Genomic DNA, 13,153 nt, shown 5'->3' with positions numbered 1-13,153 from the left:
GTTCTCAGGAGTTGTCGGGTTGCGGCTTGGTGCTCGCTTCGGAGCCTCCTTCCATGACATTCACGGGGGCGCCATTGCGCAACTTGAAGACACCATCATTGGCCACCTGCAGGCCGGCTTCCAGGCCTTTGGTGACTTCCACGAAGTCCCCGCGTCGTTCACCCAACTGCACGAACTGCTGGCGGACGACGGTCTGCTCGTTTTCGTCGTTTTCCACGATGAAGACCGAGTCGCCATACGTGGCAAAGCTCACGGAGGTCAATGGGACGGTCAGCACTTCTCGGGTGGCCGGCAGCACCACTTCCACGCTGGCGTACATGCCCGGCAGCAAGGCGGGTGCCGAGGTGCCGTCATCGGCTGTGACATCCAGCGTCGCCTGGGTGCGAACCGTTCGGGTCGAGCTGTCGATCTCGGTGTTGATGGCCGTGATCCTGCCGTTGAAGACCCGGTCAGGGACGGCATCGGTGGTGACACGCACCTGCAGGCCGTCTGCAATGCTGGCCAATGCCTGCTGCGGCAAGGAGAAGTTCACGCGCATGGGGTCGAAGGCCTGCAGCGAGACGATCCCGACGCCTTGTGCCAGATCCTGACCGATGTCGACCAGGCGTAGGCCAAGTCGTCCGTCGAAAGGGGCCACGATGCGCTTCTTGGCCAGACTTGCCTTGATGTTGTCCAGCTGGGCCTGTGCCGCACTGGCCTGGGAACGTGCAGAGTCGTACTCCGAGCGCGACACGACCTTGCTGTTGAACAAGCGGTTGACTCGGTCAAGGTTGCTGTTGGCCAGCACCAGATCCGATTCGGCAGCCTTCATCTGGGCATCTTCGGTGCTGGTTTCCTGCTGCACCAGCACATCGCCCGCAGAGACGCGCTCACCGCCATCGAAGAACAATTGCGAGACTCGGCCTGGCAGGTCGGCGGTGATGACCACCCCCTGTGCCGCTTCGAGGGTGCCGATGGCCTTGAAGGTGGTTTCCCAGCTCGTGTTGCTGACGTCAACGGCAGTCACGGCAGTCTTGGGGGGAACGGCTTCCGCACCGGCTGCGATCAGCTCCTTGATTTGCAGCGCTTTCACGCCACCCAGTATTCCGATCACGACCAGCAGGCCTAACAGAGAGAGGGCTATTCGTTTTTTCATCAGTTTTAACTGTGCTGCCGCGGCGTCGTTGTCAGACACGCGAGGTGAAGAAGCAGGGGCGGGTGAAAGAATAGTACGAATTGATGTGTGTGCGTGTCGGCACTTCCTGACTTTGGCCGAGGAATGGGGCCGCTTGGTTGACGAATGCGGCAGAAAAACTCATGGCTTGCCGTCAGCGGTGCGGGGGGCGACAGAGTAGGGGATAGGTATGAATAGTGGGTGACGGGTATGTTGCGGGAGAGGCGTATATGGGTGTCTGGTGTGGTGTGGAGTTGGCGTGTTCGTGGGTGTCTGGTCTTCGGTGTGTGGGTGTCTGGTCTTGGTATATGGGTGTCTGGTCTCACCGGGGAAGGGGATGGGGGGCATTCGTGGTGCGATGATTCATGGGTGTCTGGTATCGTGCGCGCCTGTTATTGATACTGGATGGGTGGGATGTCGGATTTTGCGGGGGTGAGGGGAGAGCAGGGCTTGCGTGAGGTGGCCGAGCGGATCGGGGCTCATGTGCTGCGCACGCCGACTGTCAGCTGGCCTGCACCGAGTGATGCCAGCGGTGAGTGCTTCGTCAAGCTCGAGCTGTTGCAGCGCACCGGGAGCTTCAAGCCTCGTGGCGCCATCAACACGATCATGCAGATTCTGGCCGAGCATGAAGGGCCCGGACCTCATCCCGGTGTCACGGCTTTCTCGGCGGGCAATCATGCGATTGCCACGGCCTATGCTGCCGCCCGACTGGGAACCACGGCCAAGGTGGTCATGCCGCGAACGGCCAATCCTGTGCGAGTCGAGCGCGTTCGGGCTCTGGGAGCCGAGCTGGTATTCGGCGATACGATCAGTGATCTGTATGCCCTGGTCGAGCAGATCCGGCAGGAGGAGGGGCGTGTCCTGGTACACCCCTTCGAGGGGCCGCGGACCGTGGAAGGTTGTGCCACTGCAGGTCTGGAACTCAGTGATGATGTGCCCGGTCTGGATGCGGTCATCGTTCCGGTCGGGGGCGGAGGCCTGATTTCGGGCATTGCGGCGGCCATTCATCACTGTCAGCCGGATTGCAAGGTCTATGGGGTGGAGCCGCAAGGCGCTGATGGCATGCAACAGTCTCTGCGAGCAGGGCAGGCACTGCCGCAGATCGAGGTGGATACCATCGCTGACAGTCTCGGGGCTCCGATGCACGCACCGTTCACCTTCTCGGTGATTCAGCAATACGTGCATCGTGTGGTCAGCGTCTCCGACGACGAGTTGCGGCAGGGCATGCGCATCCTGTTCAACGACATGAAGCTGGCAGCCGAGCCGGCCTGTGCCGCGGCACTGGCCGCCCTGCGTGGTCCACTGGCTGAAGAGTTGTCCGGCCGGCGTGTGGCCCTGATCGCCTGCGGCAGCAATATCGACTTCGAAACCTACCAGCGGCACATGCTTCAGCAGTGATCTGCTGACCCATTGGGGCATACGTGCCAGAGACCGATTGCGCTCCTGAGGATTTCCCGAGTTGTTCCTGTCAGTTAACGGATGTACTATCTTTCGAGCTGAGGGAATAGACGTCATGATTCAACAGAAATAATAAGAGTCTCATTCCGTGGCTTACACCACCGGTCACTGATTCGCGATCCGATCGTACTTCGCTGGCCGACGAAACCTTGTCATTTGGAGACACATCGTTATGGACGTGAAAAAAGAGGAAGGCGCCACGCGGCGCTCGTTCTTGAAAAAAGGCGCGGCTGTCGGCACGGTTGCTGCGGCAGGCACCTTTGCAGCTCCTGCTGTCATCGGGCAGGCACCACTGGTGGTCAAGATGCAGACTTCATGGCCGGCATCGGATATCTGGATGGACTTTGCCCGCCAGTACACCGAACGCGTCGAAGCCATGTCGGGTGGGCGCCTGAAGGTCGATCTGCTGCCCGCAGGCGCTGTGGTCGCGGCCTTTCAGGTGATCGATGCCTGCAACGACGGCATCATCGATGCCGCCCATTCGGTGCCCGTGTACTGGTACGGCAAATCCAAGGCTGCCTCCCTGTTTGGTACCGGGCCGGTATTCGGGGGCTCGGCCACCACCATGCTGTCGTGGTTCTATGCCGGTGGCGGTCAGGAGTTCTATCGTGAGCTGACTCAGGACATCCTGGGCATGAATGTCATCGGTTATCTGGGCTTTCCGATGTTCGCGCAGCCCTTCGGCTGGTTCAAGGAGGAGGTCAATACCGTTGCCGATGTCGATGGCCTCAAGTACCGCACGGTTGGTCTGGCAGCCGATCTGCTGCAATCGATGGGCATGTCCGTGGCCCAGCTGCCCGGTGGAGAAATCGTGCCGGCCATGGAACGTGGCGTCATCGATGCCTTCGAGTTCAACAATCCTTCCTCCGATAAACGGTTCGGTGCGCAGGATGTGGCGAAGAACTACTACCTGTCTTCCTACCATCAGGCTTCCGAGTCGTTCGAGTTCATCTTCAACCGGGATTTCTTCGAAGACCTGGAGCCCGATCTGCAGGCCATCCTGAAACATGGGGTGGAAGCGGCATCCACCGCCAATACGGCCAGTGCCATGGACAACTATTCGGCCGACCTCAAATCCTTGCAGGAAGAGGAAGGCGTTACGGTACATCGCACCTCCAAGGATATTCTGGATGCCCAGATCAGTGCCTGGGATGCGCTGATTCCGGAACTGGAAAAGGATGCCTTCATGAAGAAGGTGCTGGACAGCCAGCGTGCCTGGGTAGAGCGTGTGACCTACTACGAACTGATGAATTCACCGGACTACGGTCTGGCCTACGATCATTATTTCCCCGGAAAACTGAAACTGTAGTTCACTCGTCGCCGGTTACCGGTCGGTTGCCGGCGAACACTGGCCGTGTTCGGGAGCGACGAGTGTCGCTCCCGATGATTGGCGGGCAAAGCATTGCTTGCCCGATGCCTTCGTTTTCACTGAATCGACAAGAGTGATCATGATCGGATTCATCACGTTTGCAGACAAGTTGTCCGCCTGGTTCGGCAAGGCCTTCGCCTGGCTCATTGTGCTGATGACCTTCGGGGTCAGCTACGAGGTGCTGGTGCGTTATGTCTTCAATTCGCCGACGCCATGGTCGCTGGATGTCTCCTACATCATGTATGGCACGCTGTTCATGGTGGGCGGGGCCTACACGCTGTCACGCAACGGTCATGTAAGAGGCGATTTCCTGTATCGCCTGTGGAAGCCACAGACTCAGGCCAAGGTCGACCTGCTGCTGTATATCCTGTTTTTCTTTCCCGGCATCACCGCCCTGGTGCTCTCCGGATGGAAGTATTCCTCACGTTCGTGGGGCTACACCGAAGTCAGCGTCAACAGCCCGGCCGGCATTCCCATCTTCCAGTTCAAGAGCATCCTCGTGCTGGCCGGCATCCTGTTGTTCATACAGGGCGTAGCCCAGGTCTTTCGTTGCATTCTGTGCATCCGCGAAGGCTATTGGCGCACGGCAGAAGAAGACGTTGTCGAGACCGAAGACCTGTTGATGGCCGAAGCTGCCAAGGCCGAGAAGGATGCACACCCATGACTGAACCGCAAATTGCACTCATGATGCTGGGGCTGTTCATCGGCCTGGTATTTCTCGGATTTCCCATTGCCTTCACGCTGATGGCCATGGGCATCGGTTTCGGCTATTACGCCTATTTCGACGCGGGTCGCATGTGGCGTGGATTCAACCGTCTGGCCGAAGACGCTGCCCTGTCGGATCAGATATCGCTGTGGATCGAGGGGCTGTTCAACAACCGGATCTTCGATCTCTTCATCAATCAGACCTACACGGTCATGTCCAACGAGGTGCTGACGGCAGTACCGCTGTTCCTGTTCATGGGGTATGTGGTGGAACGGGCCAACATTGTCAGTCGCCTGTTCAGCACACTCAACATTGCCTCGCGCAACATGCCAGGCTCCATGGGGGTGGCTGCGCTGATCACCTGTGCGCTATTTGCCACCGCAACGGGCATTGTGGGTGCCGTGGTGACGCTGATGGGATTGCTGGCTCTGCCGGCGATGCTCAAGGCGCGCTACAACCCCAGCTTTGCGGCCGGCATCATCTGCGCCGGTGGCACCCTGGGTATCCTGATACCGCCATCGATCATGCTGATCGTCTACGCGGCCTCGTCCGGCGTGTCCATCGTGCGACTGTATGCGGCCGCCCTGCTGCCGGGCCTGACGCTGGTCGGACTGTATCTGCTCTACATCGTCGGTCGCGCACTGCTGCAGCCCGGCGCCGCACCCAAGCCGACACTCGAAGAAGTGCCACATGTGCCCAGAGGCAAGCTGTTCATGATGCTGCTGACCTCGTTCTTTCCGCTGGCGGTCCTGATCCTTTCCGTGCTGGGTTCGATTCTCTTCGGTCTGGCGACACCAACCGAGGCGGCAGCCATCGGCGCGCTGGGAGGCATGGTGCTGGCGGTCATCTACCGCGCCATGTCGTTCCAGCGCCTGCGTGAATCGGTCTACCTGACGGTGCGCACCACGGCCATGGTGTGCTGGCTGTTTGTCGGCTCCTACACCTTCAGCTCGGTCTTTTCCTATCTTGGCGGAGAACAGGTGATCGCCGAGTTCGTGACCAGCCTCGATCTGACGCCGCTGCAGTTCCTGCTGCTGGCGCAGCTCATCATCTTCCTGCTGGGCTGGCCGCTGGAGTGGTCCGAGATCATCATCATCTTTGTGCCGATCTTTCTGCCGCTGTTGCCCATGTTCGGCATCGATCCCCTGTTCTTCGGCATTCTGGTGGCGCTCAATCTGCAGACCTCGTTCCTGACGCCGCCGATGGCGATGTCGGCCTATTATCTGAAGGGGATAGCACCGCCGGAGTTGCAGCTCACGCAGATCTTCCGCGGCGTCATGCCATTTCTGTTCATGGTCATCGTCTGCATGCTGTTGATGTACCAGTTCCCTCAGATTGTTTTCCACCTGCCTGAACTGTTCTACGGCGGCTGATCGGTGACTCCTGTACAGATGAACAACAAGGCATTGAATGAGGTGAGCGCGCTGGAGCTGCGCGATCGGCTGGCCAGTGGCGCCTCGTCGGCCGAAGCGCTGGCACGCCTGTATCTCGAGCAGATCGCGGCGCGCGAGCCCGATGTTCAGGCCTGGGCCTGGCTGGATGCCGAGCAGGTACTGGCCGAGGCGCGACAGTTGGATCAGCGCAGACTGTCGGGCGCGCCCATCGGTCCCTTGCACGGTCTGCCGGTGGCCTTGAAGGACGTCATCGACACGGCGCGTATCCCCACCGCGAACGGCACGGTGCTGGACGAGGGCAGGGTGCCTGAACGCGATGCCTTTCTCGTGGCCCGGCTCAAGGCTGCGGGCGCTCTTGTCATGGGCAAGACGGTCAGCGCGGAGTTGGCTTATCTGGGGCCTGGCAAGACGCGGAATCCGGTCAACCCCGAGCATACGCCGGGCGGCTCTTCCTCCGGTTCTGCGGCCGCGGTGGCGGCCGGCATGGTGCCGCTGGCTGTGGGTACCCAGACCGGAGGATCGATCATTCGTCCTGCTGCCTTCTGTGGCGTTGTCGGATTCAAACCCACCTTCGGTTGCATACCGCGCAGCGGTGTGTTGCGACAGTCGCCATCGCTTGACACGATAGGCGTGTTTGCGCGAACCAGTGAGGATGCGGCGATGCTGGCCGAGGTTCTGTACGGCCACGATGAGGGCGATCCGGCGACATCACTGGCACCGTTTCCACGACTGCTGGAAACCGCATCTGCCCAGGTGCCGGTCACACCGACCTTTGCCTTCGTGAAAACCCCGTTCTGGGATCAGGCGGATGCCGATATGCAGCAGGCGCTGGAGGAACTTGTCGAGTTTCTGGGCGAACAGTGTTTCGAGGTGCCGTTGGCCGGCCTGTTTGCCGAAGCCAGCAGCGTTCGAGAGCGTATCAATCTTGCCGAGATGGCGAGAAACTACCACCATTATGAAGCACGCGGAGTCGATCGGCTTTCAAGCCAGATGCAGGACGCTTTGCAGCGAGGCAATCGCATACCGGCGCGGGACTATCTGTCGGCGATGGATATTCCGCAGGTACTCAATGCCGGGCTGGAAGAGGTGTTCGAACGCTGTGATGTCATCCTGACAGTGGCCGCGCCCGGTGCTGCGCCTGCCGGACTGGCCTCGACCGGCAATTCCATTTTCAATGGCTTGTGGACGCTGTGTGGAAATCCCTGCATCACCCTGCCGGTATTCGACAACGAACAGGGTCTGCCGATGGGCGTGCAGCTGGTCGGCAGGCGACATCAGGATGGGCGACTGCTGCGAACCGCGCGCTGGCTGGCAGCGCAGATTGCCGACGCCAACCGAGGATAGCGATATGACTGACAAGCTGATGGCATTGCTGGCGCTGGCTGTACTGACGGCCTATCTGGTGATTCTGGTGGTCTATGTGCCGCGACTCGATCTGGGGCTGATCATCGGGGCGACACTCTTGCTGGTGGCCTATGACTTCCTGATACACGAACATCGCAGGAAGTCGTCAGCCACCGCTGATGATGCGGAGCGGTCTGCAGGCGACTGAGAGAGGAGAGGGGCTGACCTGAGAGTCGGTCTTGCAAGCGGAGCGCAAGGCCGCGCGATTCGTCTGGTTTCATGAGACCCGACTCCCTGTCGGGTCTGTTCGTTCACGCCTGGAGGCCTGGGCAATCGCCTCGTTCGTCCGAGTCTTTGGTCGAGTGCAAGCCGCGAAACGTGAAGTAACACACACGCATTCAGCGAACAAGGGATTCGCCGGGAAATCACAAATGTTACACCCTTGCCATGCTAGATATCGGCGAGTATATTCGGACTGAAGTCATAATAAAGAGCGATGCCATGAGTCCTTATCAAGTCATGGGAATCATCGCGTGTTGTACGATTGTATTTGCGGGGGTAGTGACGCTTCTCACCATGCAGGGTGTGCACATTCTGCTGGCGTTTCTGGGAGTGTACCTTTTCGCTGTGTGGTGCATGTTGGGCATGCAGCGACGAGCAAGGGAGAGCTTTGAAGCGCGAAGGGATTTCGGGTCACATTACAGTGAACGTGAGCCGCTCATCGGTCGTGTACGTGCGAATGATCTCCAGGTTTCGAATACTGTCGAAGTCAAGAGAGTAGGCCAGATTCGTATCTAGATCAAAGCTTGCTGTCGATTGACACGTGTTGTACCCAGGCCCCTTGCCCTGTGACAGCTGACTGTTCAGGGCAGGGGGAGTACATCAGGGGATTACAGCTCGGGACCGATCCGGTGCATTTCCGCAATCTTGTCATTGGCAGCTGTTGGTAGATTCTTCTCCAGTTCATCGTGCTGCGTCTCCTCAGTGCGCGGCAGTATGGCCTGTCGGTCATGAGAGACCAGTTGTCGCGCCATGCAGGCGACTTCTTCCTGAGTTCTTTCCTTTTCGTTCTCCAGCTCCCTGATCACGCTGCTGATCGTATCCTGGCGTTTGGACAGGGTGTTCTTGACCATCTGCAGCTCTTCTTCGAGCAAGGCGCGAACCTGAAGGGTTTGCCGAGCAAAGGCGATGGCCTTGTTGGCCGTACTCAACGCCTTGGCACGAGCTGCCGAGCTGCGGCGGATATCCTGTTTCGCCTGGATCAGTTCCTGACGCATGTGAGCGCAGGCTTCCTCGGACTGCAGCCGCCTTTCCTTCTCGCTGTTCGCGTCTGCCAGGGTGGATGCCTGCGTGGCAAGACTGGCCGCCAGCTCCTCCTTGAGTCTGATCAGTGAGTCCTTGTCTTCGGCATCGGCAGTCTGCGTTGCCGCGTTGTCCTGCGCCGATGGGGTCAGCCTGGCCAAGACCTTGCGGGTGATGCGCAGTTGTCGCGAAGTCTCTTCATGCGCGGCCAGTTCTTCGGACAGGCGCTTGCTCAGGTCGAGGCTGGTGAGGGATGTTGCGTGGCTACCGGTGACGGGCGTGTGCGCGTCGGCAGTCTCCTGGACTTGCTGTTGTTCGAAGTGCTCCAGCGGTGCTTCGGCATCAGCATCGTCGGCTGTCGGACTGACGTCAGTCTGCGGCAGTGATGCATCGACCGGACTGTCCTGCAATGATGAAGACGCTTCCTCTGCAAGCGCGAATTCATCGTCGCTCGCATCCATGGCGGCAATGGCGGGCTCGGTCTCGAGGTCGTCGTCGTAGTCTGCAAACTCGGCGGATTGCACGAATGCCGTTTCATCGAACAGGCTGAGCTCGGCATCTTCGTGGTCGGCAGCATCGGAGATCTGCGCGCCGGCAATGTCCGACATGTCGATCAGCCTGGTTGCATCCAGCTGGGTGTCATCGAGATCCAGGTCGGAATAATGAAATTCCTCGAACACGGTGTTGTCAAGATAATCGTTCAGCGACGTTTCGTTGTCGAGATCGAAGTCGGGGCCGAGATAGGCTTCGAAGGCTTCCTCCGGTTCGCCGTTGGCTGCCGGGTGTTCATGGGTGTCCAATACCTGCAGTTCTGCCGAGTCGAGGAAGGTTGCGACGATGGGGGCATGTCGCTCTTCCTCCGTGTTCCGGTCGCCAATCGGGTCGGAGTTCTCTGTCGCGAATGGTATGGGTGTCGCATCGCTGTTACCGGCCTCGCGGGACGCCTCTTCGTACGCGCGCCAGGGATAATCCTCTGTCACGCGCTGTTTCAGGCTTTGGTGTTCCGCTGCCGGCGCCACCGAGGCCTCACGCAGTTCGCGCGAGACATGCCTGCGATACAGGGAATACCCCGCAATCCCCGGCAGAGACAAGACACCCATGAAAAAGGCTGTGGAAGGGAGCAATGCCTTTGCGCTTTCCAGCGTTATCGAGTAGGCCATGTGCATTCCCACACCGAGCACCAGGGCAACGGTCACACCGGTCCAGATACCGAGAAACCAGGACGGTCGCTCCTCCGGATACTCTGGTTTGGTGAACGGGTTCATGCGCCCAGCCAGACCGATGAACAAGGTGTAGCCGAGCAGTAGGGGCAAGCAGTATTTGAAGAGGTACAGGATCATTGGGCGTATCCGGAAACGACAGAATCAATGAGAAGCTGTTAGCAAAATGAATGCCCTGTTCAGTGATCCGTGTTGACTGACCCGCAGATCCAGCATGTTTGTAACAGGTGCCAGAGAACGTAACCTGTAACAGATTTGATCCTTGACCATTACTGTTTAGTCAGATTAAAGTGCATATCTGTCCGTGGTCATGCGGCCGAATGCAGCTACACTGCGGCATTGATGTTTCCATAGAGGTAGATATGTACAGTCGTTGGACTGCTCTGGCGGGGCTTGCGGTTGTGTTGGCACCCTTGACTGCCAGTGCTGCTGACGTACAGGCATCCCCTCTGGTCGACACCGATTTTCAGGATTGGAACGGCGTTCTCAGCGAGACGGCACTGAGCGATCAATCCGTTCTCAGTGAATACAGTGCCCGCACGTACTCCCGTGACAGGCAGGGGGCGGTTCTTGAAGTGACATTCATCCCTCGCTTCGGGTGTACACCGTTGCTGCGCATCACTTTGCCTGAGCAGGGCCCTGTACCGGCTTCCGGTCAGGAACTGATGAGGCTAGTGGTTGACGGTGAGCCATTTGATATGCCGGCCTTGATCGATGGCGATTCGTCGACGCTCGAATATTCCTATCTGGCAGGCCATGACGGACAGCAGGACATGCGCTTGTTGCTGGATCGCTCATCCCGTTTACAGATTCAGCGGGCTGATATCGCTGAAGACCTGATTACACAGGAAGATGATCCGGCGACAGAGCCGGTGAGGTTCTCTCTACTGGGTTCACGTCTGAGTGTGCTGGCCGTTGAGTCGCGTTGCCAGGCCCACACGCCGAAACCGTTCAAGCTTTCCGAATCAGACTGAGTCAGCGCCGACGCGCGCAGTTGCCTGGATGATGCGCGGTTCCCCGCGCCGATGGCCAGCAGTCGGAATCTGTCAGAGCAGATCGTGATCCCGGTCTGTTTCGAATTCTTCCAGCCGCTCTCGCCAATGATGAGAATCCACCGCAATTGGCGCCTTCAGGCAGTCAACAGCGGCGTTGATGGCTTCGTATTGCAGATGGGTACGTTCGTAATAGGCACGGGTCGTTCTTTTTGTCAGCACGATCTCGGCGTCAAGCACCGATTGCCTGTCGCCGCCGTCATCCAGGGCATCGGCAATGGCATCGGTAATCTGGGCTTCCGACGCTCTTCGCGGGAGTCCGATTCTTTGCAGAAGATTTTTCATGCCGATACCTCCAGCAGTGATTCGGCGGCTTGTCTGAAACGTTCCAGTTGATTTTCGACCAGGGTGCGGACTCGTGGCGAGAGTCGGTCGAAATGTTCCGGATTGCAGCGGTTCGCGGCACGGTGATAGCTGTCGAGAATCGCTTTTTCATCCAGCTCGATACCAAAGGGCAGACCCAGTTTGACGCGATACTGGATGTCCACTGTCTGACGCGCCACGGATCGACCGTCCCAGCGTTTGAGACTGTCGGCCGATTGCTGCTGCCACCATTGGGGTTTGTCGGGTCTTGGCAAGCGGGGTAATGGCTGTCCGAAGGCGGATTCGTAGTATCTGGCCAGCCAGTCGGGTCCGAAGCCGAAGGCGTCGGCCAGAAATCGAAGCAGCGTGTTCTGCGCCGGTGTCAGTGCGTTTTCGCTGACCAGCAATGCCATCAGCAATCTGATGATCTGCTCATGCTGCCGTGAATCCAGATTCTGCTGTACCCACTGCACATTGGCGGCAAAGGCATGCACATCCTGTTTGAGTGCCCAGCGTTTGATCAGATCATGATCCTTGGGATTCTTCTGCTGGAATATCCTCTGTCGCAGACTGGGCTCGAACCGCTCATCGACATAGGCCATCCAGTAAATGAAGAACTCGACCGCCAGTGTCTGCTGTCGAGTTTCGTCCTGAACGCTCAACCAGGCAAGATAGCCATCACGTTCGGTGGCTGCCTTGAGTGTGCTTTCGGTTGTCTGGACGGTAGGCCGGTCTGACACCGACGTCGATGGCGGGTTTTCGGCTGTGGTGGATAGGGATTCTGCCATCGACTGATCGGGCGAGGGCAGGGAAGGGGCTTCGGAAGAAAGGTCGATGTTCGACTCGGGTGTTGGCGGGTTGCTGCTTGCCGCAGCCTGATCGGATGTTGTCGAGGTCTCGGTTTCGAGAGTCGGGTCGGAGCCTGTATCCGTCGTCATTTCCGGTTCAGGTGTGGTCTCCGGAACCGGCTGCGGTGGTCTTGCATCAGGCTGTTCGGCAGTTGTGTTGGCAGTTGTATCAGTTGGTTTTTCGGTTGATGTATTGGTTGTTTTAACGTTTTGTGCGTTTTGTGCGTTTTGTGCGTTTTGTGCATCGGATGGCCGCGTGCTGACCCTTTTCACTGATCGAGCAGGGAGCTGCTCGCCCGATGTTGTGTCGGGAAGCTGGGTGTCGGGAACAGCCTTGGCCTGTGCCGACGTTCGGGTCGGCCTGACGGCAGACAGATCAACCTCGAACAATTCGTCGGCCTCCTGGCTGAATCGACGTCGTGTGCGCTCTTCTGCGGCTCTTGTACGGGCGTCGCCACGTTGCGTGCGCATGGTCGTTGCTTCACCCTCCGGGTCCGCATCGAACTGTTCGGACCATGATGAATGGGAATGGCCCGAGGAGGCGATACGTTCGCGAAGAGGGTATGAACGCGCCGGGTAGTCATCCTGCGATTCATTGTCACGATTCCGCATCAACAGCCAGAAGCCTGTCAACAGCAGAGGCAAGGCAACAGCTGCCAATGTCATCAGACGATTCATGCCGCTCATGTCGGCAAAGCTGCTCTTGATGCGCACCAGCATGTCCTGCGCGCTGTTGCCGGGCACACTTTCCGGTTCTTCCAAAGCTTCTGCGGCGTTTGGCTGGGGTGCGTCGTCGATGTTCACCGGGGTGGCACTGTTGGTGTCAACCGTTGGGAAAGTGGTTACGGTAGCTACATCGTCCACGCGCTCGGGCTCGATGATGGCTTGCGTCGTGTTATCGGGCAGCACATCATTGGCGGCAGCTTCGGCAGCTTCGGCAGCTTCGGCAGCTTCGGCAGCTTCGGCAGCTTCGGCAGCTTCGGCAGCTTCGGCAGCTTCGGCAG

11 protein-coding genes are annotated in these 13,153 nt (G+C 58.9%); 8 read left to right on the top strand and 3 right to left on the bottom strand.

Features of this window, described 5'->3' with window-relative positions; all coding sequences use genetic code 11:
• Nucleotides 1-4: 4 nt before the first annotated feature.
• Nucleotides 5-1,135 (bottom strand): efflux RND transporter periplasmic adaptor subunit, encoded by a 1,131-nt coding sequence (locus ACUNV4_RS13150; protein WP_430879019.1) that lies wholly within the window; start codon nt 1,133-1,135, stop codon nt 5-7.
• 432 nt (nt 1,136-1,567) lie between these two features.
• Here ACUNV4_RS13150 and ACUNV4_RS13145 point away from each other — a divergent pair, with 432 nt between their 5' ends.
• From ACUNV4_RS13145 to ACUNV4_RS13120, 6 genes are all read left to right on the top strand, one after another.
• Nucleotides 1,568-2,551, top strand: a complete 984-nt coding sequence (locus ACUNV4_RS13145; protein ID WP_430879018.1) for a threonine ammonia-lyase — start codon at nt 1,568-1,570, stop codon at nt 2,549-2,551.
• 232 nt (nt 2,552-2,783) lie between these two features.
• Nucleotides 2,784-3,920 carry a TRAP transporter substrate-binding protein gene (locus tag ACUNV4_RS13140; protein WP_430879017.1) on the top strand — a complete coding sequence of 379 codons (1,137 nt, stop codon included), beginning with the start codon at nt 2,784-2,786 and terminating at the stop codon, nt 3,918-3,920.
• Between the two features lie 139 nt (nt 3,921-4,059).
• Entirely contained in the window at nt 4,060-4,644 is a 585-nt protein-coding gene (locus ACUNV4_RS13135) for a TRAP transporter small permease subunit (protein ID WP_430879016.1), read from the top strand.
• Nucleotides 4,641-6,059 carry a TRAP transporter large permease gene (locus ACUNV4_RS13130; protein WP_430879015.1) on the top strand — a complete coding sequence of 473 codons (1,419 nt, stop codon included), beginning with the start codon at nt 4,641-4,643 and terminating at the stop codon, nt 6,057-6,059. Before ACUNV4_RS13135 ends, ACUNV4_RS13130 begins: the two co-directional genes overlap by 4 nt.
• Nucleotides 6,060-6,077: 18 nt before the next feature.
• Nucleotides 6,078-7,424: an amidase gene (locus ACUNV4_RS13125; RefSeq protein WP_430879014.1), complete on the top strand. Its 1,347-nt coding sequence runs from the start codon at nt 6,078-6,080 to the stop codon at nt 7,422-7,424.
• A gap of 4 nt (nt 7,425-7,428) precedes the next feature.
• Nucleotides 7,429-7,632 carry a hypothetical protein gene (locus ACUNV4_RS13120; RefSeq protein WP_430879013.1) on the top strand — a complete coding sequence of 68 codons (204 nt, stop codon included), beginning with the start codon at nt 7,429-7,431 and terminating at the stop codon, nt 7,630-7,632.
• Between the two features lie 682 nt (nt 7,633-8,314).
• Here ACUNV4_RS13120 and ACUNV4_RS13115 read toward each other — a convergent pair.
• The gene (locus ACUNV4_RS13115) at nt 8,315-10,066 is read right to left on the bottom strand and encodes a hypothetical protein (protein ID WP_430879012.1); all 1,752 of its coding nucleotides are present in this window, start codon (nt 10,064-10,066) and stop codon (nt 8,315-8,317) included.
• A 242-nt stretch (nt 10,067-10,308) separates the two neighbouring features.
• Here ACUNV4_RS13115 and ACUNV4_RS13110 point away from each other — a divergent pair, with 242 nt between their 5' ends.
• Nucleotides 10,309-10,920, top strand: a complete 612-nt coding sequence (locus tag ACUNV4_RS13110; RefSeq protein WP_430879011.1) for a hypothetical protein — start codon at nt 10,309-10,311, stop codon at nt 10,918-10,920.
• Nucleotides 10,921-10,992: 72 nt separating this feature from the next.
• Here ACUNV4_RS13110 and ACUNV4_RS13105 read toward each other — a convergent pair whose 3' ends face one another.
• The gene (locus ACUNV4_RS13105; protein ID WP_430879010.1) at nt 10,993-11,283 is read right to left on the bottom strand and encodes a hypothetical protein; all 291 of its coding nucleotides are present in this window, start codon (nt 11,281-11,283) and stop codon (nt 10,993-10,995) included.
• Between the two features lie 1,751 nt (nt 11,284-13,034).
• On the opposite strand from ACUNV4_RS13105, the gene ACUNV4_RS13100 reads away from it, so the two are divergent.
• The coding region (locus ACUNV4_RS13100; RefSeq protein WP_430879223.1) for a hypothetical protein at nt 13,035-13,153 on the top strand (119 nt) is incomplete at its 3' end.

Source organism: Granulosicoccus sp. 3-233, assembly GCF_052681095.1.
The sequence above is the reverse complement of the archived record's forward strand: the minus strand, read 5'-3'. Positions and strand labels throughout refer to the sequence as shown.

What these genes read in the sequence shown, in the direction of transcription:
- ACUNV4_RS13120 (WP_430879013.1), top strand. Translation starts at nt 7,429, where the DNA reads ATGACTGACAAGCTGATGGCATTGCTGGCGCTGGCTGTACTGACGGCC.
- ACUNV4_RS13140 (WP_430879017.1), top strand. Translation starts at nt 2,784, where the DNA reads ATGGACGTGAAAAAAGAGGAAGGCGCCACGCGGCGCTCGTTCTTGAAA.
- ACUNV4_RS13130 (WP_430879015.1), top strand. Translation starts at nt 4,641, where the DNA reads ATGACTGAACCGCAAATTGCACTCATGATGCTGGGGCTGTTCATCGGC.
- ACUNV4_RS13125 (WP_430879014.1), top strand. Translation starts at nt 6,078, where the DNA reads ATGAACAACAAGGCATTGAATGAGGTGAGCGCGCTGGAGCTGCGCGAT.
- ACUNV4_RS13150 (WP_430879019.1), bottom strand. Translation starts at nt 1,135, where the DNA reads ATGAAAAAACGAATAGCCCTCTCTCTGTTAGGCCTGCTGGTCGTGATC.
- ACUNV4_RS13145 (WP_430879018.1), top strand. Translation starts at nt 1,568, where the DNA reads ATGTCGGATTTTGCGGGGGTGAGGGGAGAGCAGGGCTTGCGTGAGGTG.
- ACUNV4_RS13110 (WP_430879011.1), top strand. Translation starts at nt 10,309, where the DNA reads ATGTACAGTCGTTGGACTGCTCTGGCGGGGCTTGCGGTTGTGTTGGCA.
- ACUNV4_RS13115 (WP_430879012.1), bottom strand. Translation starts at nt 10,066, where the DNA reads ATGATCCTGTACCTCTTCAAATACTGCTTGCCCCTACTGCTCGGCTAC.
- ACUNV4_RS13135 (WP_430879016.1), top strand. Translation starts at nt 4,060, where the DNA reads ATGATCGGATTCATCACGTTTGCAGACAAGTTGTCCGCCTGGTTCGGC.
- ACUNV4_RS13105 (WP_430879010.1), bottom strand. Translation starts at nt 11,283, where the DNA reads ATGAAAAATCTTCTGCAAAGAATCGGACTCCCGCGAAGAGCGTCGGAA.